This is a genomic window from Labrys okinawensis (assembly GCF_047345005.1).
GTDB lineage: Bacteria > Pseudomonadota > Alphaproteobacteria > Rhizobiales > Labraceae > Labrys > Labrys okinawensis.
On record NZ_CP178864.1, the window covers coordinates 4,852,655 to 4,877,194 of the forward strand.

Here is a 24,540-nt window from a genome sequence, read left to right on the forward strand (position 1 = left end):
AATGTCACGCCCACCATTTCACGCGATAGAAAATGTGCTTGCCGATCTTGTCCTTCTCCGTCATGTCGCGCACCCAGCGCGGGCGGACATAATTGGCGTGGTAGTGTGTCGCGTTGCCGACCTCGGGGATCCAGTCCTTGGCGTTCATCACACGCTCGGCGATGACGAGGGCCTGCTCCCAGGGCTCCTTCTCGGTGACCCGGTCTGCCGTGAGATCGCAGGCGAAGGAGAACTGGCAGCCGCCATAGCGACGGTTGCTGGCGCCCTGATAGACGACGTCGCAGATATTATTGGGATAGAAGGGCGAGCGCAAGCGGTTGATGACCACCTGGGCCACGGCCACCTGCCCTTCCCGGCTTTCACCGCGCGCCTCGAAATAGATGGCGGTGGCAAGACAGATCTGGCCCTTGGTGAAAGCGACGGGCGGCAGGTCGAGCGGGCGCGGTTTGCCGTCGTCGAAGCCGGGCAAGCCGGCGATGCGCGATTTCTTCTGGGCCTCCGTCAGGCCTTCGTCGTCGCCGATATCCGGCAGGGCCTGGGCGTCGTCCGGTGTCGTCGGCTGCACGCTGGCGAGGGTGACAGTGGGCTGCGTGACGGCGGGATCGGCCATCGCCAGCTCAACCGGCGCCGTCTCGTCCGAGCGCGTGGTGGCGCTGTTGAGGCCGGCGAGGTCCGGGCGGCTGGCGGCCGGCGATGTGCCCCCCGTCGGCGCCAGCGAATGATCGAGCGGCACTGCGCCATCGCTGCCGCCGAGATCGAGGTCGGCCGTCATCAGCCTTTCGGCCATGCGGGTAGCGACGATGGAATTCAGCCGGGCCAGGCGGAACTGCTGCAGCCCTTCCGCCGTCGCCGGCGGCTGGAGCTTGCGGGACATACGCGCCATCGGCCTCGCCCCACGACGCGGCATGAAGAAGATGTCGGCGCCATAGGCCATATAGGCGGCATTCTCCACCGGCCCGCGGTCGGGATTGAGGTCGCCCTTGGCGGCGCGCATCACGGTCGGCCAGCCCTCGGCATTCTTCTTCATGCCGTCATGGATGGGCGCGCTGGGAGGGCCGCCATCGGCGGCGGGGCCGGTAAGGTCGTCGCCGCTCGGCGTCAGCACCAGTGAGGCCGGCGTGGCGCGCAGGAAGAAGCCGTTGCCGCCATCCCTGGATTGCGGCGCCGCACTCATATCCGCGAGGCTGAGCTGCGGCATGCCGAACAGGCCGGCCTCGACGACACGTGCCGAGCGCACGCCGAACAGGCCGACGGGCCTGTCGAGCGCACTATGAATGCTGGCGGTGACGGTGGGATCAGTCTGAATGGCCGTGCAACGGCGATAGATCATCGCACTTGTCGCGCCGGCACAGAGCAGCAGGGCGATGACGACAGGCCGGCGCAGAAACATCCACGGAGCTCACGAGTTGGGACCGCAAGGCGAAACAGTGAGCCCATTGATGATGCATTAACCTTGATGGGGGGTTAACGTTACGCACAAGACGGTTCAAACCGGCACGGCTTTGTTCTATCCTTCAAGCATGATGTCACTGCCCATCCCGCCGGAAGAAGTCGTCGCGCTGCTGCGCTGGTATGCCGACATGGGCGTTGACACGACCACGGCGGATGAACCGGTCGACCGCTTCGCCGAAAGCGCGGTTCCCGCTCGCTCGTCTCCCGCCACGGCCCGCGCGGCAGAGGCGCCCCGCCCGACGGGGCCCGCGGTGGCACCACCGCGACTCGCCGCGCCCGCCGCTGCCCTGCTGACCGCCACGCCCGATGCCGTCGAGCTGGCGGCCCGCGAACAGGCCCGCAGCGCTCGGACGCTGGACGAATTGCGCGAGATCCTCGACCGTTTCGAGGGCTGTGCGCTGAGGGCGACGGCGAGCCGCCTCGTCTTCGCCGATGGTGCGCCGGACGCCGACCTCATGTTCGTCGGCGAAGCACCGGGGCGTGACGAGGACATCCAGGGCAAGCCCTTTGTCGGACGTTCCGGCCAGTTGCTCGACCGCATGCTGGCGGCCATCGGCCTCGACCGCACCCGGGCCTATATCGCCAATGTCGTGCCTTGGCGCCCGCCTGGTAACCGCGATCCGACGCCGCAGGAAACGACGATCTGCCGTCCCTTCATCGAGCGGCAGATCGAGCTGGTCGATCCGAAGATTCTCGTGTGCCTGGGCGCCCGCAGCGCGCAGTCCCTGCTCGGCGTTACCGACGGCATCCTGAAGCTGCGCGGGCGCTGGCTGGAGCACGAGATCGGCGGCCGCCGCATTCGAGCAATGGCAACCTTGCATCCGGCCTATCTGCTGCGCCAGCCTGTCCAGAAACGCCTGGCCTGGCGCGATTTTCGCGCCATCAGGGCCGCTCTCGAACAACGTTGATTTCCGCGATTGAGGAAAACTTATTTTCCTTACGGAAGTACATATTGGGACACTGGCAACGGGCTTTGCGAAACCCTAGGTTTACAGCTAAGCCTTGAGCGGCTGGAACGAACAAGCATGCAGGACCGCGAGGCGGCCGGCATGGAGGGATCAGGAGACAGGGCCATGAAGCTCGACGATATGCGCGCCTCCGACAATGTCGAGGATCGCCGTGGTGACGGCGGCGGTTTGGGCGGTGGCGGCGGTGGTTTTCCAGGCGGACGCGGTGGCATCGGGCTCGGCGGCCTGGTGATCGTGGCGGCGCTCTATTTCCTGGTCGGCCCGGATGCGGCGATGAATGCCCTGCAGAGTCTGAGCGGCGGTGGCCAGCCTCAGGTCCAGCAGCAACAGCAGCCCTCGAGGCAGACCGCCGGCGGCGGGGCCGACGATGCCTCGGGCCAGTTCGTGCGCAAGATCCTGGGCTCCACCGAAGACACCTGGACGGAGCTGTTCAAGGAGCAGGCCGGCGGACGCAGCTATACGCCCACCGAACTCGTGCTGTTCAGCGGCGTCACCAGTTCGGCTTGCGGCACGGCCCAATCGGCCATGGGTCCATTCTACTGTCCCAATGACAAGAAGGTCTATCTCGACACCGAGTTCTTCGACGAGATGCGCAACCGCTTCAACGCCTGCCCGGCCGGCCAGGGCGCCTGCGCCTTTGCGCAGGCTTATGTGATCGCGCATGAAGTCGGCCATCACGTCCAGGATCTGCTCGGCATTCTGCCCAAGGTGCACCAGGCCCAGCAACAGACCGACGATGCCGGCGCCAACGCCCTCTCGGTTCGCCTCGAACTCCAGGCCGACTGCCTGGCCGGCGTGTGGGCCAACCGCACCCAGCAGAACTTCAAGTTCATCGAGCAAGGCGACGTGGAGGGCGCGCTGCAGACGGCCCAGGCCATCGGCGACGACATGCTGCAGAAGAAGGCCCAGGGCTATGTCGTGCCCGACAGCTTCACCCACGGCACCTCGGCCCAGCGCCAGCGCTGGTTCACCACCGGCCTGAAGAGCGGGCAGATCAACGCCTGCAACACATTCAACTCGGCGCAGTTGTAACCTGGGAGCGCGGACGCCCCTACGACACTCAAGAGAGTGTCGTTGGGACATCCACGCTGCCAGCATCACCTTCGCTCTCTGGCCGCGCTGTAGACATCGCCCCGCTCCCGCTTGCCAACCGCCACTACCAAGACGGTGACGGTCATGTCTTCGACCCGATAGACGAGACGATAGCCAAGCTGTCTCAGCTTGATCTTGTAATGATCCGGCATCCCGTGCAGCGCGGAGCTTGGCACCCGCGGCACCTCCAGCCGTTCCCGCAATTTCTTCACGAATTGCTGCCGGATCGTTGCGCCGAGCTTGTCCCATTCCCTCCTGGCTGAAGGCAGGAATTGGAGATCAAAGGGCATCGATGTCGACGGGCTCGCCCTTCTCACCAGAACGCGCTTTCACGAGCTCAGCGAGATAGAGATCATCCAGCCGTTCAAGCATCGACTCGTATAGATCGGCGGGCACCATATACGCCATGATCCGGTTATGGTTGAGCACGGCCACGGCTTCGCCCTGCGCCTCTTCCATCACCCCGGTCGGACTCTTCTTCAAATCCGAAACGCTCACTGCCACCGCGGCTTCGACACGCTGCATGATGCTCTCCGCAATCAGAGCCATACCTGATACCAAAAATCGTACTATATATAGACCTATCTATAAAGCGATTTCCTGAAGGCGACCGGTCACGCCAGCTCAACCTTCGGCAATCCGCCCAATTCCGCCAGCTTCACCGGCCTTCCCGCTTTCATGCTGGCCACCGCAGCCGCGCCGCAGAGCATCGACATTGCACCGGCCAAAGCTCCGGCGCGCTGGCCGAGGGGATCGGCGGTGCCCTCGCGGAACAGCATGTCGCGCAGGCGGTCGTCACCGCCGAAATGGCCGCCGCCCGCATGCGGCACCCTGATGCGCTCCACCTTGCCGAAATTGTGCATCAGCAGGATCTCGTCATAGTCCGGCGCGTCGAAGGCCTGGCGCTCATATTGCCGGATCTCGATGCGGCCCTTGGTGCCGTTGAAGGCAAGGTGGTAGCCCTCGACCGGCATGAAGGTGTTGAGCGAATAGGAGACGATTACATCGTTCTCATAGCGCAGCATCGCCGTCATGGTATCGGGGATGTCGATGTCCTCGCGATAGACGCAGCCGTCGCGAAAATAGCCGTCCTCCTTCGAGGGCTCTTCATAGAGCATGGTGAGCCATTCATCCTTGCTCATGTCGAGATAGAAGTCGCAATCGCGCGCATGGCTACAGGTCTGGCAGCGCTCGCCGCGGAAGGGGCCGTTGCGACCGTAATTGCGTTGCGTGCCGAAGGCTGACACTTCGCGGGCGGTCGATTCCAGGTACCAGTTCAGGAGGTCGAAATGGTGGGTCGACTTGTGCACGAACAGGCTGCCCGAATTCTTCTCCATGGCATGCCAGCGGCGGAAATAATCGGCGCCATGCTGGGTGTCGAGATACCAGTGGAAATCGACCGAGGTCACCGTGCCGATCGCCTCGGCGAGCAGCAATTGCTTGATGCGCGCCGCCGTCGGTGCAAATCGGTAGTTGAAGGTGACGTCGACGGTATTGCCGGTGCGGATCTCGGCCTCGAGGATGCGCCGGCATTTTTCGGGTGTCGTCGTCATCGGCTTTTCGGTTATGACGCGGCAGCCCGCTTCCAGCGCCTTGACGATGATCTCGTCATGGGTGTCGTCACGGCTGCAGACGATGACGATCTCGGGCTTTGCCGCTGCCAGCATGGCGTCAACGTCGGTATAGATTGGCGCATTCGTGCCGATCGCGTTGCGGGCATGGGCCGCGCGCACTTCGTTGAGATCGCAGATGGCGACGAATTCGGCCCGGTCGCGCCAGCCGGCCAGCAACTCCTTGCCCCACATGCCGGTGCCGCGATGCCCGGTGCCGACCAGGGCCACGCGGAGGCGCTCGGCGCCGCCGTTCTTCAAAGCTTGCGTCATTGAAAATTCCTCACTTGGTCTTGGCGATCGGCACGCCGCCCCTTGTTCCGGCGTTTCCCGGCGTGCCGGTCAAACGAAATAGTCGGGATATTCCAGCCTGAGACGGTCGATATCGAGACGCATGACGGCCAGATGCGTCTTCATGGCGGCGCGGGCCGCCTCGACATCATGGCGGGCGATGGCATCACGGATCGGTTCATGTTCGCCGATGACCTGGTGCATTCGCCCGGCAACCGGCAGGGTCAGCCGGCGCGCCCGGTCGATCTGCACCTTCACCTGACGCAAGAGGCGGGGAATGTTGGGATAGCCGGCGATCAGCGCGATGACTTCGTGAAAGGCCTCGTCCGCCTCGTGAAAGGCGTCGGTGTCGCCGAGATCCGCGAGCATGCGCTGGCGGGCAATGATGGCATCGATGCGGGCGATATCGGCGGCATTGGCGATCTCGGCCGTGCGCTGCACCGCCGTGTCCTCAAGAGACTGTCGGATGACGGTGGATTCAGGGATCTCGGCCAGCGGCACATGCGACACGAAGGTGCCCGACTGCGGAAAGATATCGACCAGGCCGTCCTCGGCGAGGCGGATCAGCGCCTCGCGCATCGGAGTCTTGCTCACGCCGAAACGCTGCGTCAGCGCCTTCTCCTGCAGGGGCGTGCCCGGCACCAGGCGCATGCTGATGATGGCATCGCGCAAATCGTTGTAGATCGCCGTTGCCGTGGTGACGCGCCGCATCGAGGGGCGCAGGCCCGATTGTGCCGCCTTGCCCCGCGCCACCAGGATTTCCAGCGCGTGATCGTCGCCGTGGCTCTCCATGGGCCTGCCCCGGATCGGCCCGATAGCGGGCCATTTGATCGCAGCCTGACCGAAAATCTCCGAAACCTCGGCCCCCGCGCAAATTTTCGATCGAACTCTTCAGATTTTGACACACTAGTATCTTAGTGTTAAAGCCTTCGTCAAGAGGATACGCCACCCACAAAAGGGCAACGCCCAGCATGGCACTGAATCCAGACCGGCTTTTTCCGATCGAAGCGAGTGCCCGGGGCATCGCCCGGCGCCTCTATGACAGCGTTGCCGGCCTGCCGATCCTCTCGCCGCACGGCCATACCGACCCGCGTTGGTATGCGGAGGATGAGCCCTTCCCCGATCCGGCGACCTTGTTCGTCAAGCCCGACCATTACGTTACCCGTATGCTCTATTCGCAGGGCGTGCGGCTGGAGGACCTTGGCATACCCGCCAAGGACGGCGCTCCGGTCGAGACGGATGGGCGCAAGATCTGGCGACTGTTCGCCGGTCACTGGTATCTCTTCCGCGGCACGCCGAGCCGGCTGTGGCTTGAAGATTCGCTGGAGCGCTGTTTCGGCATCACCGAACGCCTGGGCCCGGGCAATGCAGACCGCCTCTACGACACTATCGCCGAGGCCCTGGGAACGCCGGAGTTCCGGCCACGAGCCCTGTTCGAGCGCTTCAATATCGAGGCCATCTCGACCACCGACAGCGCCATCGACGAGTTGAAGTCGCATCAGCAGATCCTGGCCTCCGGCTGGAAAGGCCGCGTGCTCCCCGCCTATCGCCCTGATGTCGTCGTCGATCCCGAACGCGCCGGCTTCCATGAGGGCGTGCGAACATTGCTCGCGATGACTGGCCAGCCGGCGACCTGGCAGGGTTATCTTGCCGCCCATCGCGAGCGCCGCGCCTTCTTCAAGTCGCTGGGCGCCACCTCGACCGATCACGGCCATGCCAGCGCCCGCACCGCCGATATCGGCACCGCGGCAGCCGAAGCCCTGTTCGCCCGCGTGCTCGCCGGGCCGGCCACGCCGGAGGATGCCGAACTCTTTCGCGCGCAGATGCTCACCGAGATGGCGCGCATGAGCCTCGATGACGGGCTGGTGATGCAGATCCATCCCGGCTCCTACCGCAATCACAATCCCCTGCTCTTCCAGCGCTTCGGCACCGATATCGGCGCCGACATTCCGGTGGGCATGGATTATGTGCGGGCGCTCAAGCCGCTCCTCGATGCCGTCGGCAACGAGCCCGGCATGACCGTCATCCTCTTCACGCTCGATGAGACGGTGTTCAGCCGTGAACTCGCCCCGCTCGCCGGCCACTATCCGGCCCTGAAGCTCGGGCCACCCTGGTGGTTCCTCGACAGTCCCGAAGGCATGCGCCGGGCGCGCGAACTCGCGGTGGAGACGGCAGGTTTCTACAACACGGTGGGCTTCAACGACGACACCCGGGCCTATCTGTCGATACCCGCCCGTCACGACATGGCCCGCCGCGTCGACTGCTCCTACCTCGCCCGCCTCGTCGCCGACCACCGTCTGGACGAGGATGAAGCTTATGAGGTGGCGGCGGATCTCGCCTACAATCTCGCCAAGAAAGCGTACAAGCTCTGAATGGCAGCGGTGTTGCCGCCATCTCGTGAAGAAGACGCGTGGGAAGGATTGCGCTGGTCCGGCTGGAAACAATCCGGCAGGATTGGCATCCAAACGGAACAACGAAGAATACCAAGAAGAAGATCAGACACGGAAACGACCCGACACAGGGAGAGAATTGATGAGTGACCATCTCGTTAATCGCCGTACCATTCTCGGGGCAGGCGTGGGCTTTGCTGCCTCTGCTCTCCTCGGCAGCCCCTCCTGGGCGCAGGACGTCAAACAGATCCGTGCCTTCTGGTGGGGTTCGCAGGAGCGGGCCGACCGCAGCAACAAGGCCGTCGATGCCTTCAAGGCCGCCAATGCCGGCGTCGATGTGAAAACCGAATCAGCAGGCTGGAGCGACTACTGGCCCCGCCTCGCGACCCAGGTCGCCGGCCAGAACGCGCCCGACCTGATCCAGATGGATTACCGCTATCTGTTCGAATATGCCCGCCGCGGGGCAATCATCCCGCTCGACGAGTATCTCGGCAAGAGCCTCGACATTGCTGATTTCGGTAAGCCGAACCTCGATTCCTGCAGCGTCGACGGCAAGCTCTACGGCATCAATCTCGGCGTGAACTCCTCGGCCGTCGCCTATGATGCGCAGGCCTGGCAGGACGCTGGCGCCGAGCCGCCGACGCTCGGCACGAACTGGGAGGACTTCGCCTCCAAATGCGCCGCCTTTGCCAAAGGCAACAAGCGCCGGAACTTCTACGCCGCCTGCGATGCCAGCGGCGTGGAGCCGGCCTATGAGCTCTGGCTCCGGCAGCGCGGCAAGGCGCTCTACGACAATGACGGCAAGCTCGCCTTCGACGCCAAGGATGCCGCCGACTGGTTCAAGATGTGGGGAGCGCTGCGCGACGCCGGCGGTTGCGTCACCGCCGACATCCAGGCGCTCGACAAGCTCACCCTCGACACCTCGCCGCTGGCGCTCGGCAAGGCAGCGCTGAGCTTCCTGCACGCCAATCAGTTCATCGGCGCGCAGGCGCTGAGCAAGACCAAGCTCAGCATCACCGCCTATCCCGTCACCAGCGGCGGCAAGCCCGGGCATTACTACAAGCCCTCGCAGATGTGGTCGATCTCTGCCTCCTCCAAGGCGCCGGAACTGGCGGTGAAGCTCGCGAACTTCACGGTGAAGGTGCCCGAAGGCGTCAAGGCCCTCGGCGTGGAGCGCGGCGTGCCGGCCTCGCCCAAGGTGCGCGACCTGGTGACGCCCTCGCTCGATGAGACCAGCAAGCAGATGGTCGACTATATCGGCAAGCTCGATCCCTATGTCAGCCCCCTGCCGCCTTCCCCGCCCAAGGGTGCCGGCGAGGTTGCCTTCGTGCTGCAGCGCCTCAGCCAGGAAGTGGCTTTCGGCTCGACCACGCCGGAGGATGGCGGCACGCAACTCATCACGGAAGCCGAGTCGATCCTCAAGCGGGGGTAAACCGCGATGTCCGTTCCCTCTGCAAGCGTCGCATCGGCAGGCCGGCAGCAGACTTACGCGCCAGGGTGGCTGAGCCGGAACGCGGCAGGCTATCTGTTCCTGACGCCCTGGCTGCTCGGCTTTCTTGGCCTGACGCTCGGGCCGGCGCTGGCCTCGCTCTATCTGTCGTTCACCGATTACGACCTCTTGCAGAGCCCCAACTTCATCGGTGCGGGCAATTATGTCCGCATCGCCACCGCCGACCCGAAATTCGCCGCGGCGATGAAAGTCACCCTGCTCTATGTGGTGCTCTCGGTGCCGCTTAAGCTGATCTTCGCGCTGGCGCTCGCCATGGCCTTCAACCGTGGCATACGCGGCCTGCCGATCTACCGGGCGGTCTTCTATCTGCCCTCGCTGCTCGGCTCCTCCGTCGCCATCGCCGTGCTCTGGCGTCAGCTTTTCGCCGCCGACGGCCTCGTCAATTCCCTGCTCTATTATGTCGGCATCAACGGACCGAGCTGGATTTCCAACCCGCGCTATTCGCTCTACACGCTGGTGGTGCTGTCGGTGTGGCAGTTCGGCTCGCCCATGATCATCTTTCTGGCGGGCCTGCGCCAGATACCGCAGGACATGTATGAGGCCGCCAGCCTCGACGGTGCCTCCAAGGCGCGGCAATTCTTCAAAATCACCCTGCCGCTGCTGACGCCGGTGGTGTTCTTCAATTTCGTCATCCAGACCATCGAAGCCTTCAAGGCCTTCACGCCCTCCTTCATCATCTCCGAGGGAAGCGGCGGCCCGATCAACTCGACCCTGTTCTATACGCTCTACCTCTACCAGGAGGCGTTCAGCTATTTCCGCATGGGCTATGCCTCGGCGCTGGCCTGGATCCTGGTGCTGATCATCGCCGTCTTTACCGCCTTCTCCTTCCTGACGTCGCGCTACTGGGTGCATTACGATGACTGATGCCGCGCATGCCTCCCCCGACATGACGCCGGAGCGCTCGATCCTGCGCTCCACCCTGATGCACGTCGTGCTGATCGCCCTCTCCTTCGTGATGCTCTATCCGCTCCTGTGGATGCTTTCGGGCTCGCTCCGGCCCGCCAACGACATCTTCGGCGACCAGGTATCGCTCATCCCCTCCCAGGTCTCGGTCGACGCCTATGGCAAGGGCTGGTTCGGCCTGCAGGTGAGTTTCGGCACCTTCTTCCTCAACTCCCTGGTGATCGCCGTGCTGGCGACCATCGGCAATGTCATGGCCGCCTCGGTCACGGCCTTTGCCTTCACGCGGCTCGAATTCTTCGGCAAGCGCTTCTGGTTCGCGCTGATGCTGGGCACGCTGATGCTGCCGTATCACGTCACGCTGATCCCGCAATATGTGCTGTTCCAGCATATCCACTGGGTGAACACCTGGCTGCCGCTGGTCGTGCCGAAATTTTTCGCGGTGGACGCCTTCTTCATCTTCCTGATGGTGCAATTCTTCCGCGGTCTCCCGCGTGAACTCGACGAGGCCGCCCAGATGGACGGCTGCAGCGCCTGGCGCATCTATTGGAAGATCATCCTGCCGCTGTCGGTGCCCGTGCTCGCCACCGCGGCGATCTTCTCCTTCATCTGGACCTGGGAGGACTTCTTCGGGCCGCTGATCTATCTCAACGATATCAACACCTACACGGTGCAGCTCGGCCTGCGCTCGATGGTCGATGCCAGCGGTGCTTCCGACTGGGGCGCGCTGTTCGCGATGTCGATTCTCTCCTTGATCCCGATCTTCCTGATCTTCCTGTTCTTCCAGCGCCTCCTGATCGAAGGCATCGCCACCACCGGCATGAAGCGTTGAGGAGGGATGGCCATGCGAATTGCCCACGGAGTCATCCCGGACGCGATGCGGCGCGAAGCGATGCGGCGCAGATCCGGGACCGTCAAGAGATTGGCGCATTATTCCGCGATCGGTCCCGGATCTGCGACGCATCGCTTCGCGCCGCATCGCGTTTGGGATGACCAAGTGTGCAATGACATTTCATCATGAGACAATCGATATGAATCCCGTAAGATTTGCCATCGACGGCATCAATCACGATCACATCAACGGCCAACTCGCAGCCCTGCGCCGGGCCGGCGGCACCTGCATCGGCTTCCATGCGCTCGAAGACGATCTCGCCGCCGATTTTGCCGCCCGTTACCCCGACATCCCGCGCATCGCCGAGGCCAAGCGCCTCTACGAGGATCCGGAGGTCGAGGTCATTGTCAGCGCCGCCATCCCCGGCGACCGGGCTGAGATCGCCATCAAGGCCATGCACCACGGCAAGGACGTCATGCTCGACAAGCCGGGCATGACCAGCATGGACCAGCTTGTTGCGGTGAAGCGGGCGCAGGCAGAGACCGGGCGCATCGTCTCCATCCTCTATTCCGAGCATTTCGAGGTGCCGGCCACGGTGAAGGCCGGCCAACTCGTGGAAGCCGGTGCCATCGGCGACATCGTCACCATTGCCGGCCTCGGCCCGCATCGCATCCGCAAGGCCCAGCGCCCCGGCTGGTTCTTCGAGCGCGAACGCTATGGCGGCATCCTCGTCGATATCGGCGCCCATCAGTTCGAGCAGTTCCTGTTCTTCACGGGGGCCGATAATGCCGAGGTACTCTCCGCCTCGGTCGGCAATCGCGCCAATCCCGACAAGCCCGGCCTGCAGGATGTCGGCGATGTCCATCTGCGCACGCCCGGTGGCGTTACCGGCTACATCCGGATCGACTGGTTCACGCCGGACGGCCTGCCGGTCTGGGGCGATGGCCGACTCTTCATCGTCGGCACCGAGGGCACCATCGAGCTGCGCAAATATATCGACGTCGCTGGCCGGGCGGGCGGCGACCACCTCTTCCTCACCGACCGCCAGGGCATGCACCATATCGACTGCTCCAGCGTCGAGCTGCCCTATGGCCGCCAGTTCCTCGCCGATATCAGAGACCGCACCGAAACGGCGATGCCACAGGCGCGCTGCTTCAAGGCCATGGAGATCGCCCTGAGGGCACAGCAGGTCGCCGAGGCCAGTGGCATCCAGATGAAGCGCGGGGAGGCAGCCTGATGAGCGAGATCAAGTCCATCGCCGTGGTCGGCCTCAATGTCGGCCGCAACCACATCGTCGAGGGCATCGTGCCGCGCCCTGAACGCTGGCGCCTCGCCGCCGTGTGCGATCTGAACAGCGAGCGCCTCCATGCAGTGGCCGATGAGTTCGGCGTGCCCACCCGCACCGGTTCCTTCGACGAGCTTCTCGCCCGCGAGGACATCGATGTCATCGACCTCGGCACTCCCCCCGCCACGCATGTCGACCTCTCCATGAAAGCGCTGGCCGCCGGCAAGCATGTCGTCTGCGAAAAGCCGCTGGCCGGCTCCATCGCTGATGTCGACCTGCTCGCCGAAGCCGAGAAGAAGAGCGGGCGCCTCCTGATGCCGGTGTTCCAGTATCGCTATGGCGATGGCGTTCAGAAGGCGAAGCGCATCGTCGAGGCCGGTATCGCCGGCAAGCCCTATCTCGGCACGGTCGAGACGCATTGGAAGCGCACGCCCGCCTATTATGAGGTGAAGTGGCGCGGCAAATGGGCCACGGAACTTGGCGGCGTGCTGATGACCCATGCCATCCACCAGCACGACATGCTCAACTATCTGATGGGGCCGGTGTCGAAGCTCTTCGCCCGCGCGACAACGCGTGTGAACGCCATCGAGGTGGAAGACTGCGTCGCTGCCTCGCTCGAGATGGAGAGCGGCGCTCTCGTTGCTCTCAGCGCCACGCTCGGCTCGCAGAACGAGATCAGCCGGCTGCGCCTGATGTTCGAGAACGTCACCTTCGAGAGCGGCGGCGAGGTCTATTCGCCTGGCGACGAGCCGTGGCAGATCCTGCCCGCCAACGACGAGGTGGCGGCGGAGATCGAGACCCTGCTCAAGGACTACGAGCAGGTGGGCCGGCGTTATCTCGGTCAGCTCGATGCCTTCCACGAGGCCCTGGATGGCCGCGGGCCGAACCCTGTCACGGTCGCCGATGCCCGCCGCTCGCTGGAGCTGGCGACGGCCTTCTATCATTCGGCCGAGACCGGCAGGGATGTCGCCTTGCCGCTCGGGCCGGATCACCCGAAATATCGGGGCTGGCGGCCGGACGAGAAGGAAGCGGCGGAGTGAGTATGATCGGTTGGCCCACAGACGCCGAAGTGGAGTGGCGGTCTCCGACCGCCATTCCTGGAAACGAAACATCTGTCGAGAAGAAAGATGGCGGTCGGAGACCGCCACTCCACGTTTGCTTGGCATGTCGGCCGTAAGGTCGACCCGACCATTGTGAGGACGCGATGTCTACCAGCATCAGGCTCAACAAGGTGGTGAAGCGCTACGGAACGCTGGAGGTGGTGCACGGCATCGACCTTTCCATCGATCCCGGCGAGTTCACCGTCTTCGTCGGCCCTTCGGGGTGCGGCAAGTCCACCTTGCTGCGCATGATCGCCGGCCTCGAGCCGATTTCGGGCGGCGAATTGCTGATCGACGGCGAGCGCATGAACGAGGTGCCGGCCGCCAAGCGGGGCATCGCCATGGTGTTCCAGTCCTACGCGCTCTACCCGCATATGAGCGTCTACAAGAACCTCGCCTTCGGCCTGGAGACCGCCGGCTACAAGCGCGCCGAGATCGAGGAGCGCGTGCAGAAGGCGGCCAAGATCCTTAAAATCGACACCTATCTGCAGCGACGGCCTAAGGCTCTTTCCGGTGGCCAGCGCCAGCGCGTCGCCATTGGCCGCGCCATCGTGCGCGAGCCAAAGATCTTCCTGTTCGACGAGCCGCTTTCCAATCTCGACGCCGAACTGCGCGTGCAGATGCGCGTGGAGATCGCCAAACTTCACCAGGACCTCGGCAACACCATGATCTACGTCACCCATGACCAGGTCGAGGCGATGACCATGGCCGACAAGATCGTGGTGCTGCGCGACGGCAACATCATGCAGGTTGGAGCCCCGCTCGACCTCTACAACGCGCCGGCCAACCAGTTCGTAGCCGGCTTCATCGGCTCGCCCAAGATGAACTTCCTCACGGCGCGCCTCGCCGGAGCGGGCGACGCCATCGAGGTCGCCGGCCGCAATGTGCGCCTCAGCTCCCCGCTCCCCGGCGCCAGGTTGGGCGATTCGGTGACCTTCGGCGTGCGGCCGGAACACATCCAGGTCGGCGGCGAAGCGGGCCAGGCTCTGGGGGACGTGAAGATCAACCTCGTCGAGCATCTCGGTGGCGGCACCGTGCTCTACGCGACCACCGCAGGCGGCGAGAACCTCACGGTGGCGGCAGCCGGGCAACTGCGCGTGCATCACGGCGAGAGCGTACCGCTGCGCATCGATCCTGCGATCTGCCACGTGTTCGACAATCAGGGCGCGACGCTGACGCGGTAATACCTGGGACCGCAGGCGTCTCGCCTGCTCTTGGAAACAGCACGCTCGGTGGAAAGGAAGAAGCGGACGAGGACGTCCGCGGTCCCAGCCACTGCGCCTTCCTGACAAAAATTGCAGCACGGAAAGCCGCTGATCAGGACAAAGTCTTTGCTGGCGAAGCGCGGTGGCTGGGACCGCGGACGTCCTCGTCCGCTTTTTCCCATCCAACCAACGCGGCATTCCAACGGGCAGACAACATGTCCGCGCTCCCAGCCACAGCGTCTCACTCCGGCGGGAGGGTAATCCCCCCCGTGAACGCCCGCGCCCTGAGGGCATAGACAGCCAGCTTCTGCCCTTCCAGCAGCGACTTGCGCGGGGCCAGCACGGCTTGTTTGCGGCGGCTGGAACGTGACAGTTTCAGCGCCAGTTCGCGTCCCCTCGCCTGCCAGCCATAATCGTCGATCGCCCCGCGGAACAGCATCGCCACGGGCTTGCTGCGGCTTCGCTGCAGGCGCTGCATGGCGATAGCGGCTTCGCGGAACCAATCGGCTTCCAGGCGCACCCCCGGCGCCACCACCAGCACCCAATCGGACCGCGCCGCCTTGAGGCCGGCCTCCGCCTCTCCGTCCACAATCATGCAGCCCACCGCATCGGCCACCATGCGCGTGCCGTCCGACGAGCCGCCATCGGCCACCACCACCTCGCGCACGAAGCCATCGGCGGCAGCCGGAACGAGGGCGGCGAGCGTTTCGGCCAGGAGATATTCCTGGTCTTTGGCGGCGATGACGACACTGATCATGGAAGGATCGGAATTCGGTGAAAGCGACGATTTTCGAGGCGACCGCATATCACGCGCCATGCGAATTCGGCAGAGGTCCGGCCTACCGCTTTTGCGTAAATTATCGGCATTTTCGGCACCCTTGCATCAATGTTCTCTTTTTGTTCTAATGAGAACAGAGAGATTTGATTCGAGAATGCGGATTGCCGGAGGCTTCCATGGGCATGCCTATCATCAAGGACCCTCTTGTCTCGGCGATGCCGCTCGGTACCACCGTCGTCGACATCGACAAGCGGCGTGGCCGCGGCGCCGGCTCCAATGCCAGCGGCCGCTTCGAAGGCCTGTCTCGTTTCATCGAGGACGATGGCTGGAACTCGATCGAAGACCTGCCCGCCATCAAGACGCAGGTGCAGGACGAGCAGGCGCGCAAGATCATCACCTTCAATGATTCGCCCGACATCTCCTTCGACCGCTCGATCAACCCCTATCGTGGCTGCGAGCATGGCTGTGTCTATTGCTTCGCCCGGCCGACCCACGCGCATATGGGCCTCTCGCCCGGTCTCGACTTCGAGACCCGGCTGTTCGCCAAGCCCAATGCCGCGGCCCTCCTGGAGAAGGAATTGTCGGCCCGCAACTACGAGGTGCGCACCATCGCCATGGGAACGAATACCGATCCCTACCAGCCGATTGAGCGCGAGCGCCGCATCACGCGCTCCATTCTGGAGGTGTTGGACCGCGCCAGCCATCCACTCGGGATCGTCACCAAATCGGCGCTGATCACGCGCGACATCGACATTCTCGCGCGCATGGCCAAGCGCGATCTCGTCAAGGTCGCACTGTCGGTAACGACGCTGGACGCCAAGCTCGCCCGCTCGCTCGAACCCAGGGCGGCGACGCCCTCGCTGCGCCTCAAGGCGATGCGTCAGCTCGCCGATGCCGGCATTCCCGTCACCGTGATGGTGGCGCCCATCATCCCCAAGATCAACGATGCCGAGATCGAGCGCATCCTCGATTCAGCCCATGCAGCCGGCGCCCGCGAGGCTGGCTATGTCATGCTGCGCATGCCGTTCGAGGTGTCGGAGCTGATGCGCGGCTGGCTGGCGGAGCATCGGCCCGATGCATTGAAGCACGTCTTCTCGCTGATGAAATCAGCCCGGGATGGCAAGGATTACGATTCCCGGTGGGGCCTGCGCATGACCGGCACGGGGCCCTATGCCTGGACCATCGGCCGCCGCTTCGAGCTGGCGGCGGCAAGGCTCGGGATCAACGCCCGCCGGCTGAAGCTGCGCGCCGATCTCTTCACACGCCCGGTGCTGGTGGGAGAGCAGCTGGCGCTGTTTTGATATTTCCCGGGTGCGCGGACATCTTGTCCGCCTCTTTTCTTTCCCCGGCGTTTCGTTTCCAGGAAGGCGGACAAGATGTCCGCGCACCCGGGAACACTACCGTTTCGAGCCTCCGAACCAGCCCTGCTTGCCGGCGTGCTTCGCAGGCGTAGGGGTCGAGGGCTCGATCGCAGGGGCACCCGGCAGTTCGCTCACCGGCGTCAGTGTCGCCGAGGCCCAGAAGGCATTGCCCGAAAGGGCGTGCTCGGCAAGCTTGCGGTAGGTCGCCAGGCGCCGCTCGATGCGCTCGCCGATGTCGTATGCGGCAAGTTCGGCTGGCGTCGGATCGCGGCCGACTTCCTTGTGGAAGGCGAGCAGCCAGTCGCGCTTGTTCTGCATGGAGAGCGAATAGGCGAGCAGCCCAACGACGTCCTCCTCGTCCTGGACGAGCCGTTCGAAGACGTGGTCGTTCAAAAGGCCCGTCTTGGAGGCAGGAGGAACCTGAGTCGGAGCAACCTCGGCGGGCGGCTGATAATCGGAAGGCTCGGCGGCCATGGTTTCGTCCTCGCTCAGCTGTTCCTGCATCCAGACCTATCCCCGGCGATGTCAGCCGTTCTCTGGTTGAAAGACAATATTCCTGTGACTTGTCGAGACGAAGCCCCAGTCTGACATGGCCCGGACACAAAGCAAGTCACGAATTATGCGCGGGCGATTGCAGTTTGGGGCTGGAACACGTCCGGGGAATCTTCTAACGGCAGATCATGACAAAGATACTTCTTGCCGGCGTGGACGAAGCAGGCCGCGGCCCTCTCGCGGGTCCCGTATCGGCCGCCGCCGTGATCCTGGATCCGGACAATGTGCCGGAGGGACTGGCTGATTCGAAGGTGATCACGGCTGCCCGGCGCGAAGAACTCTATGTCGAGATCATGCGCAGCGCCCTCGCGGTCTCCGTGGCCTTTTCGAGCCCCGACCTGATCGAGCGCCTTAACATTCGCGGCGCCACGCTCGATGCCATGCGCCGGGCCGTGCGCGGCCTGTCGCTGCGTCCCACGACGGTGGAGATCGACGGCAAGGATGTGCCGCATGGCCTGAACCTGCCCGCCCGCGCCATTATCGACGGCGACGCCTTGGTGCCGGCGATCTCCGCCGCCTCCATCATCGCCAAGGTCACGCGGGACCGGCTGATGGTGAAGCTCGCCGCCGAATTCCCGCTCTACGGCTTCGAGCGCCATATGGGCTATGGCACCGCCGAACACACAAGGGCGATCGACACCCACGGCCCCTGCCGGCATCACCGGCGGACATTCGGGCGCTTGAAGGCGTATATCGCTGGGAGCGCGGACGTCCCTACGACACTCTGAAGAGTGTCGTAGGGACGTCCGCGCTCCCAGTGTCAGGGCGCGATTACGCCTTTCCTGAAGATGAAGCAGCCATAGAAACGCCGTTCGCCAGTGGTGATCACGCAATAGGCCTTCTTGGCGTGTTCGTAGAACTCCATGCGCTCGATCGAGGTCATCGGCCAAGGCGTGCCTTCGGCCTTGTTGATCTCGGCCTGCACTTCCTGCTGCACAGGCGGGATTTCACTGGGTGAGCCGACTATCTCCATGCGGCGGGCGGAATCATCGACGAAAGTGTCGAGGGGCATCACCGACAGCACCGCCTGCACGGCCCGGGCCGCACTCACGCCGTCGATGCGCAGGAGATCGCCGAGCACCGTCTCGCGGGCCACCGAATCGGCCGGGAAATTGGTGTCGCAGATCACCACCGTATCGCCATGGCCCATGGCCCTGAGGGCGTAGAGCACATCGGCATTGAGCAGCGGATCGATATTCTTGAGCATGTGGCTTCCCCGTTTCAGGCTTTTTGGCATCCCCAGAGCAAAACGCGTTCAGGCGAAAGCGCTTTTTGTTCCCACTCTGTGGTTCGACGCGTCTTCGATTCCAGCGACCCCGGCAGATCGTAAAACGCTATGGTCTGAAGAATTACGACACTCGTCCCGATCCGGCACGCAATTTTTCTCGATATGGCAACGCGGAATTTACCAAACGGGCCCAGGATTCCCCTCGTAGTTCGAGTAGCGTTGCGTGTGAGTATCCCATGAGTATCTCGCGTACCGGAGCGGCAATGCTCCGGATGAGCCCTGGGTCGAAGAAAGGTGAATCCCGCGCGGCTCCATCGCCGGGCGGGATTCTCCCCCTCGATTCCATCATCGAAGGGGATTGCATCGCAGCCCTCGATCGCCTGCCTGCGCAGAGCGTCGATCTCGTCTTTGCCGATCCGCCCTATAATCTTCAGCTCGGCGGGGATCTTCAGCGTCCCGACAATTCCATGGTCGACGCCGTCGACGACGATTGGGACAAATTCGCCTCGCTCCGCCATTACGACGACTTCACCAATGCCTGGCTCGCTGCGGTCAAGCGCGTGATGAAGCCAGACGCAACTCTGTGGGTGATCGGCTCCTATCACAACATCTTCCGCGTCGGCGCGAGCCTGCAGGATCTCGGCTTCTGGATCCTCAACGACATCGTCTGGCGCAAGTCCAATCCGATGCCGAACTTCCGTGGCAAGCGCTTCACCAACGCGCATGAGACCCTGATCTGGGCCTCGCGCGACCAGGGTTCGCGCTACACTTTCAACTACGAGGCGCTGAAGGCCGGCAATGAGGATGTGCAGATGCGCTCCGACTGGCTGATCCCGCTCTGCACCGGCGCTGAACGTCTCAAGGGCGACGATGGCCGCAAGGCTCATCCCACCCAGAAGCCGGAAATCCTGCTCGCCCGTATCCTGCTGGCGGCGTCCCGCCCCGGAGATGTCGTGCTCGATCCCTTCTTCGGCTCGGGTACCACCGGCGCCGTCGCCAAGAAGCTCGGCCGCCACTTCGTCGGTATCGAGCGCGATCCGGACTATATCGCCTATGCCCGCGAGCGCATCGCCCTCGCCGAGCCGGTAGACGATGCCGCCATGCTGGCGCCGGCCGAGAAACGCTCCGAACCGCGCATCCCCTTCGCCACCGTGATCGAACGCCAGCTGCTGCAGCCCGGCGCCATCCTCACCGACGCCAATGGCCGTCACGAGGCGCGCGTGCGGGTCGACGGCTCGATCATGCTCGGCGACATCGTCGGCTCGATCCACAAGATCGGCGCCCTCGCCCAAGGCCTGCCGGCCTGTAATGGCTGGACCTTCTGGCACTACCGCGAGGATGGGAAGCTGCGTCTGATCGACGAGTTCAGGACCGTGCTACGCAAGGAACTGGCGACCGTAGGGTAGGTTTCCTGTGAGCGCGGCCTGCAGAAGCCGACTCAAATCGCAAACGCTTTGGAAGCCGAAGCTCCAGCGATTCTTCGGCCGAACTCTTCACACCAGCGGCTTCATTTCCCCGATCATCGTCGGCACCAGTTCCGACACCGTGGGATGAATATGCACCGCGCGCTGGATGGTGCTCGACAGCGCATGCGCATACATGCCGTCAAGCAGGCCGTGGACGACCTCGTCCCCCCCGACACCCAGAATCGCCGCGCCGAGGATGGCGTGGCTTTCGGCGTCGACGATCACCTTCATGAAGCCCTGGGTCTCGCCCTTCTCTACCGCGCGGCCGACACGGGTCATCGGGCGCTTGCCGATCAGCGCCTTGACGCCGGATTTGCGCACTTCTGTCTCCGTCAGGCCGATCCGGCCGAGCGGTGGATCGATATAGAGCGCATAGGCGGTGATGCGGTCGCTCACCCGGCGCGGATCGTCGTCGAAGAGATTGGCGGCGGCGATCTCGTAATCATTGTAGGAAGTATGCGTAAAGGCGCCCTTGCCGTTGCAATCCCCCAGTGCCCAGATGCCTTCGACATTGGTACGCAGCTGGTCGTCGACGGTAATGAAGCCGCGCTTGTCGGTGGCGACACCGGCCTTGTCGAGGCCCAGATCGTCGGTGTTGGGCACGCGGCCAACGGCAACAAGCACATGCGAGGCGAGGATCTCTTCGCTTCCACCGAGAACCACGGCCGCTTCCCCGCCCCGGCGCTTGAAGCGGATGTCCTCGGCACCCAGACGGATGGCGATGCCCTCCTTCTCCAGGATCTCGCGGATGGCGGCGGAGATGTCTTCATCCTCGCGGGAAGCCAGGCGTGGGCCGCGTTCGATCACCGTCACATCGCTGCCGAAGCGGCGGTACATCTGCGCGAATTCGAGAGCGATATAGCTGCCGCCAATCACAACGAGATGCCGGGGCAGCGTGTCCAGCTCGACGACGGAGGTGTTGGTGAGATAGTCGATATCGCCAAGGCCCGATAACTCAGGCACATGGGCACGCCCGCCGACATTGAGGAATATCTTCGGGGCGGTGAGGGTCTCGCCATTCACGTCGATCGCATGCGGGCCGGTGAAGCGGGCGTGGCCGCGGATCAGGGAGCAGCCCGCCATGCCGCCGAGCCAGGTCTCGAGTCCGGTGCGCGAAGCCATCGTCACGTTCTGCTTGCGCGCCCAGATCTTCTTCATGTCGACGCCGACAGAACCTGAGAGCGCCACGCCGTAGTCGTCAGCACGCCGGGCGAGATGAGCAGCATAGGCGCTGGCGACCAGCGTCTTCGTCGGCATGCAGCCGGTGTTGACGCAGGTCCCGCCGACATGCTTGCGCTCGATCACCGCCACCGTCTGCCCCGCGGCGCTGAAACGGCCGGCGAGCGAGGGCCCAGCCTGACCGGCACCGATGATGATGGCATCGAATGTCCGGCTCAAAGCAGAAACCTCACGATCAAAAAGGCGGCGCCTATGGCAATAACGTCCTCGATCAGTGCGGCCGGCAGATCCTTGCCAAAAAAGAGGGCGAGCCGGCGGCGGAATTCATGACCACCGAACGTACCCAGCACGGCGCCGATGATGCCGGCGGTCAGACAAACCAGGCCGAGGCCGGTTGCCAGGCCGATCGCCGTGCCTGTAAAGGCGCCACTGATGATCCGAGCCGCGAATTGCACCGGCACCTTGCGGCTCGGCGTCGAGGGTAATTGATCGCCCACGAGCTCGGCCAGGGCGAGTACGGTGAAGATCCACGTCGTGATCGTGTAGCCCATGAAAGCCAGGGGCGTGTCCTGGAGGGGAAGCCAGCCTAAATGGGCTGCCCAGCTCACAGCCGCCGGAGCTGTGAAGGTGCGCAGACCGGCGACCAGGCCGATCAGCAAAGCGGCAACAAATGACATGGGACCCCCACTGCACGTACGGCCTCATGCTGGCTGATGGAGCGACAAACGCAAGAGAAAAATGAACTTACCTAACGTTTCACAAGAAGGACCCCAAGGTTAATATTTGTCTTCCGGCAAAATTCGAAGATCGTTGTCAAGAATAAATTATTCTTTCCCATCTGGTGAAGCATATGCCTCCACGTCCCATTGCCGAGCGGGGAATCGGAGAAGGACGTTGGGCACGCACCCGAAATGCCTCATCAGGAGACGGCCGAGAGTTGCCCTATTTGGCGCGCGCCAGCGCCACGATCTTGCGCATCACCGTCGGCAGGGCCTCGCCGTCGAGATCGGCGAGGCGCACCCAGCGGCAATCGGGCGGCGCCTTGGTGCTCACCAGGGCATCGGCGGCATAGACCGTAACGGCAAGCTCGAAATGGGTGAAACCATGGTTCACCTCGCCGGGCAGCTTGCGCCAGTTCGCCCTGAGCGGTGCATGCGCGAGGGCGCCGGCGTTGTCGAAATCCTCGCTCCAGATACTGGAGGGAATCTCGGTCATGCCACCGAGCAGGCCCTTGTCGGGGCGCTTGCGCACCAGCACCCAGCCATCGGGGCGGGTGATCCAGAAGGCCGCGCCCTTGCGCAGGGGACGCTTGGCCTTGGGCGCCTTGCGGGGGAAGGTCTCCTGGGTGCTGGCGGCGCGGGACCGGCACAACGGCATGTATGGGCAGAGGGCACAGGCCGGGCGCTTTGGCGTGCAAATGGTGGCGCCGAGATCCATCATCGCCTCGGCGAAATCCCCTGGCCGGTCTGCTGGCGTCAGTCGCTGGACGATCTCAGCGATGGCGGGCTTGGCCTGCGGGAGCGGGGTCTCGATCGCCTCGAGCCGCGTCACCACCCGCTCGACATTGCCATCGACCACCGCTGCCTGACGGTTGAAGGCGATCGCCGCGACCGCTGCCGCCGTATAGGCGCCGACACCCGGCAGCTGGCGCAGGCCCTCCACCGTATCTGGGAAGCGCCCGCCGAGCCTGTCGCTGACGAAGCGGGCGCAGGCATGGAGGTTGCGCGCCCGTGAATAATAGCCGAGCCCGGCCCACGCCTTGAGGATCTCCTCGATATCATCCCCCGCCATGGCCCTGACGGTGGGCCAGCGCGCGACGAAAGTCGCGAAATACGGCCCGACCGTCTTCACCGTCGTCTGCTGCAGCATGATCTCCGAGAGCCAGACACGGTAGGCATCGGGCTTCTCGCCGGGCAAGGCCCGCCAGGGCAGCCGCCGCCGATGCCTGTCATACCAGGCCAGCAGGGCGTCAGAGTACTTGACCTCGGAGGGCGCAGGATTCAGCATGGCTCCTCATTTCATATTTTGGCCATGAGCAACAAGCCCTCAAACTTCAAGCCGCGCCGTTCAGCGCGCCCCTTCGCGGACCTGCTCGGCCCCACCCTCGCCGACGCCCTGAAGGCGCGCGGCTTTGCCACGGCCGACATCATCGGCCATTGGCCCGACATCGTCGGCGCACGCCTTGCCGAGCAGTCGCAGCCCATGAAGATCCAGTGGCCTCCGCGCGCCAAGACACAGGCGCCAGAGGCCGCCCCTCAGCCGGCAACGCTGATTCTGCGGGTGGAAAGCGCCTTCGCGCTGGAAGTGGAGATGGGCGCGGCCCAGATCATCGAGCGCATCAATGCGGTGTTCGGCTGGCGCTGCGTCGGCAAGTTGCGCCTCAGGCAAGGACCGGTCGAGCATCCCGAGCGGCGCGAGCGGCCGAAGGTGCCGGAACTCGCCCCTGCGGCCGCCAGGAAGCTCGCCGAAGACCTCAAGGGTATCGAGGACCCTGGCCTGCGCGAAGCGTTGGAGCGCCTTGGCCGCCAGGTGCGGGGATCAAAACCGGTCACAGCTCCGTGAAACCGTTTCGTCTGCCTGTTGCCATAATTGTGCGGCTCAAGTACCGCACGTTTGCAGCGTGCATGCGCACCCAATGAAGGACATGATGAGCCGATGAGCCCGATGCTTAACCGCCGTACCCTGATCGCAGCCCTCGCGGCGACCTCGGCGCTACCGGCCCTGCCAGCTTTCGCCGCCGATGGCGACAAGGTCAGCCTGCTGGAACTTGCCGTTCCCGGCCCGATCCCCGATATCTCCCTCGGCAAGCCTGACGCGCCGGTCAAGGTCTACGAGTATGCCTCGATGACCTGCCCGCATTGCGCACGCTTCGACAAGGACGTCTTCCCCGCCATCAAGCAGAAGTACATCGATACCGGCAAGGTGCAGTGGACGATGCGCGAATTCCCGCTCGACCCGCGCGCGACCGCCGGCTTCATGCTGGCCCGCTGCATCGCCAACAACGATGCCACCAAGTACTACACCGTCCTCGACGTTCTCTTCGCCCAGCAGGACAATTGGGCTTTCGTCGACAATGCCAAGCAGGTGCTGCCGGCCCTGTTCGAGATCGCCAAGCAATCGGGTTTTACACAGGAACAGTTCCAGGCCTGCTTGAAAGACCAGACGCTCTATGCTGGCGTGAACGCGGTGAAAGATCGCGGCGAAAAGGTCTTCAATATCGACGGCACGCCGACCTTCTTCATCAATGGTGTAAGAAAGAGCGGCGAGATCTCGCTGGATGAGTTCTCCCAGACTGCGGATCCGTTCCTCAAGTCCTGAAGGCAGCCTCCGCCCTGACAACG

At 64.0% G+C, this 24,540-nt stretch carries 24 protein-coding genes and 1 pseudogene; 14 read left to right on the top strand and 11 right to left on the bottom strand.

Going from position 1 to position 24,540, the window contains the following annotated elements:
• Window positions 1–4: 4 nt before the first annotated feature.
• Window positions 5–1,390, bottom strand: coding sequence for a cell wall hydrolase (locus ACMDCR_RS22780; protein WP_413988817.1), 1,386 nt, complete (start codon window positions 1,388–1,390; stop codon window positions 5–7).
• 133 nt (window positions 1,391–1,523) lie between these two features.
• On the opposite strand from ACMDCR_RS22780, the gene ACMDCR_RS22785 reads away from it, so the two are divergent.
• Both ACMDCR_RS22785 and ACMDCR_RS22790 read left to right on the top strand, forming a co-directional pair.
• Window positions 1,524–2,360: a uracil-DNA glycosylase gene (locus ACMDCR_RS22785; protein WP_413993692.1), complete on the top strand. Its 837-nt coding sequence runs from the start codon at window positions 1,524–1,526 to the stop codon at window positions 2,358–2,360.
• Between the two features lie 165 nt (window positions 2,361–2,525).
• Window positions 2,526–3,452, top strand: a complete 927-nt coding sequence (locus tag ACMDCR_RS22790) for a neutral zinc metallopeptidase (protein WP_413988818.1) — start codon at window positions 2,526–2,528, stop codon at window positions 3,450–3,452.
• Between the two features lie 65 nt (window positions 3,453–3,517).
• Here ACMDCR_RS22790 and ACMDCR_RS22795 read toward each other — a convergent pair whose 3' ends face one another.
• From ACMDCR_RS22795 to ACMDCR_RS22810, 4 genes are all read right to left on the bottom strand, one after another.
• Window positions 3,518–3,802 carry a type II toxin-antitoxin system RelE family toxin gene (locus ACMDCR_RS22795; RefSeq protein ID WP_413988819.1) on the bottom strand — a complete coding sequence of 95 codons (285 nt, stop codon included), beginning with the start codon at window positions 3,800–3,802 and terminating at the stop codon, window positions 3,518–3,520.
• Window positions 3,792–4,037, bottom strand: a complete 246-nt coding sequence (locus tag ACMDCR_RS22800) for a type II toxin-antitoxin system Phd/YefM family antitoxin (RefSeq protein WP_413988820.1) — start codon at window positions 4,035–4,037, stop codon at window positions 3,792–3,794. Before ACMDCR_RS22800 ends, ACMDCR_RS22795 begins: the two co-directional genes overlap by 11 nt.
• 89 nt (window positions 4,038–4,126) lie before the next feature.
• Window positions 4,127–5,395, bottom strand: coding sequence for a Gfo/Idh/MocA family protein (locus ACMDCR_RS22805; protein WP_413988821.1), 1,269 nt, complete (start codon window positions 5,393–5,395; stop codon window positions 4,127–4,129).
• A 69-nt stretch (window positions 5,396–5,464) separates the two neighbouring features.
• Window positions 5,465–6,124 (bottom strand): GntR family transcriptional regulator, encoded by a 660-nt coding sequence (locus ACMDCR_RS22810; RefSeq protein WP_413993693.1) that lies wholly within the window; start codon window positions 6,122–6,124, stop codon window positions 5,465–5,467.
• A 260-nt stretch (window positions 6,125–6,384) separates the two neighbouring features.
• Here ACMDCR_RS22810 and uxaC point away from each other — a divergent pair, with 260 nt between their 5' ends.
• The 7 genes and pseudogenes from uxaC (at window position 6,385) to ACMDCR_RS22845 (ending at window position 14,614) form a co-directional block, all read left to right on the top strand.
• Window positions 6,385–7,785 carry a glucuronate isomerase gene (uxaC, locus tag ACMDCR_RS22815; RefSeq protein ID WP_413988822.1) on the top strand — a complete coding sequence of 467 codons (1,401 nt, stop codon included), beginning with the start codon at window positions 6,385–6,387 and terminating at the stop codon, window positions 7,783–7,785.
• 160 nt (window positions 7,786–7,945) lie between these two features.
• Complete coding sequence (locus tag ACMDCR_RS22820; RefSeq protein WP_413988823.1) at window positions 7,946–9,235, top strand: ABC transporter substrate-binding protein; 1,290 nt, start codon at window positions 7,946–7,948, stop codon at window positions 9,233–9,235.
• A 78-nt stretch (window positions 9,236–9,313) separates the two neighbouring features.
• Window positions 9,314–10,177: pseudogene (locus ACMDCR_RS22825) on the top strand (carbohydrate ABC transporter permease); the annotation flags it as partial.
• Window positions 10,170–11,045: a carbohydrate ABC transporter permease gene (locus ACMDCR_RS22830; RefSeq protein WP_413988824.1), complete on the top strand. Its 876-nt coding sequence runs from the start codon at window positions 10,170–10,172 to the stop codon at window positions 11,043–11,045. The pseudogene ACMDCR_RS22825 and the gene ACMDCR_RS22830, both read left to right, overlap by 8 nt.
• 199 nt (window positions 11,046–11,244) lie before the next feature.
• On the top strand, window positions 11,245–12,282 hold the full coding sequence (locus tag ACMDCR_RS22835) for a Gfo/Idh/MocA family protein (RefSeq protein WP_413988825.1): 1,038 nt from the start codon (window positions 11,245–11,247) through the stop codon (window positions 12,280–12,282).
• Window positions 12,282–13,370: a Gfo/Idh/MocA family protein gene (locus ACMDCR_RS22840; RefSeq protein ID WP_413988826.1), complete on the top strand. Its 1,089-nt coding sequence runs from the start codon at window positions 12,282–12,284 to the stop codon at window positions 13,368–13,370. Before ACMDCR_RS22835 ends, ACMDCR_RS22840 begins: the two co-directional genes overlap by 1 nt.
• A 164-nt stretch (window positions 13,371–13,534) precedes the next feature.
• Window positions 13,535–14,614 (top strand): ABC transporter ATP-binding protein, encoded by a 1,080-nt coding sequence (locus ACMDCR_RS22845; protein WP_413988827.1) that lies wholly within the window; start codon window positions 13,535–13,537, stop codon window positions 14,612–14,614.
• Window positions 14,615–14,876: 262 nt separating this feature from the next.
• On the opposite strand, the gene ACMDCR_RS22850 is transcribed toward ACMDCR_RS22845, so the two are convergent.
• On the bottom strand, window positions 14,877–15,392 hold the full coding sequence (locus ACMDCR_RS22850) for a glycosyltransferase (RefSeq protein WP_413988828.1): 516 nt from the start codon (window positions 15,390–15,392) through the stop codon (window positions 14,877–14,879).
• A gap of 236 nt (window positions 15,393–15,628) precedes the next feature.
• On the opposite strand from ACMDCR_RS22850, the gene ACMDCR_RS22855 reads away from it, so the two are divergent.
• A complete protein-coding gene (locus ACMDCR_RS22855) occupies window positions 15,629–16,714 on the top strand; it encodes a PA0069 family radical SAM protein (RefSeq protein WP_413993694.1) in 1,086 nt (361 codons plus the stop codon).
• Window positions 16,715–16,810: 96 nt separating this feature from the next.
• On the opposite strand, the gene ACMDCR_RS22860 is transcribed toward ACMDCR_RS22855, so the two are convergent.
• Window positions 16,811–17,278 carry a hypothetical protein gene (locus ACMDCR_RS22860; protein WP_413988829.1) on the bottom strand — a complete coding sequence of 156 codons (468 nt, stop codon included), beginning with the start codon at window positions 17,276–17,278 and terminating at the stop codon, window positions 16,811–16,813.
• A 176-nt stretch (window positions 17,279–17,454) separates the two neighbouring features.
• Between ACMDCR_RS22860 and ACMDCR_RS22865 the strand changes: the two genes are divergently transcribed.
• Window positions 17,455–18,054: a ribonuclease HII gene (locus tag ACMDCR_RS22865; protein ID WP_413988830.1), complete on the top strand. Its 600-nt coding sequence runs from the start codon at window positions 17,455–17,457 to the stop codon at window positions 18,052–18,054.
• Window positions 18,055–18,086: 32 nt separating this feature from the next.
• On the opposite strand, the gene ACMDCR_RS22870 is transcribed toward ACMDCR_RS22865, so the two are convergent.
• Window positions 18,087–18,533 carry an RbsD/FucU family protein gene (locus ACMDCR_RS22870; protein ID WP_413988831.1) on the bottom strand — a complete coding sequence of 149 codons (447 nt, stop codon included), beginning with the start codon at window positions 18,531–18,533 and terminating at the stop codon, window positions 18,087–18,089.
• 257 nt (window positions 18,534–18,790) lie between these two features.
• On the opposite strand from ACMDCR_RS22870, the gene ACMDCR_RS22875 reads away from it, so the two are divergent.
• The gene (locus ACMDCR_RS22875; RefSeq protein WP_413988832.1) at window positions 18,791–19,960 is read left to right on the top strand and encodes a site-specific DNA-methyltransferase; all 1,170 of its coding nucleotides are present in this window, start codon (window positions 18,791–18,793) and stop codon (window positions 19,958–19,960) included.
• Window positions 19,961–20,047: 87 nt separating this feature from the next.
• Here the strand turns inward: ACMDCR_RS22875 and ACMDCR_RS22880 are convergent, their stop codons facing one another.
• The 3 genes from ACMDCR_RS22880 to mutY form a co-directional block, all read right to left on the bottom strand.
• Complete coding sequence (locus tag ACMDCR_RS22880; RefSeq protein ID WP_413988833.1) at window positions 20,048–21,418, bottom strand: FAD-containing oxidoreductase; 1,371 nt, start codon at window positions 21,416–21,418, stop codon at window positions 20,048–20,050.
• Complete coding sequence (locus tag ACMDCR_RS22885; RefSeq protein WP_413988834.1) at window positions 21,415–21,876, bottom strand: DUF4126 family protein; 462 nt, start codon at window positions 21,874–21,876, stop codon at window positions 21,415–21,417. The genes ACMDCR_RS22880 and ACMDCR_RS22885 overlap by 4 nt, the downstream gene beginning before the upstream one ends.
• Before the next feature lie 265 nt (window positions 21,877–22,141).
• Window positions 22,142–23,206, bottom strand: coding sequence for an A/G-specific adenine glycosylase (mutY, locus tag ACMDCR_RS22890; protein ID WP_413988835.1), 1,065 nt, complete (start codon window positions 23,204–23,206; stop codon window positions 22,142–22,144).
• Window positions 23,207–23,230: 24 nt separating this feature from the next.
• Between mutY and ACMDCR_RS22895 the strand changes: the two genes are divergently transcribed.
• Both ACMDCR_RS22895 and ACMDCR_RS22900 read left to right on the top strand, forming a co-directional pair.
• A complete protein-coding gene (locus ACMDCR_RS22895; protein WP_413988836.1) occupies window positions 23,231–23,761 on the top strand; it encodes a DUF721 domain-containing protein in 531 nt (176 codons plus the stop codon).
• A gap of 93 nt (window positions 23,762–23,854) precedes the next feature.
• Complete coding sequence (locus tag ACMDCR_RS22900) at window positions 23,855–24,517, top strand: DsbA family protein (RefSeq protein ID WP_413988837.1); 663 nt, start codon at window positions 23,855–23,857, stop codon at window positions 24,515–24,517.
• Window positions 24,518–24,540: the final 23 nt, after the last annotated feature.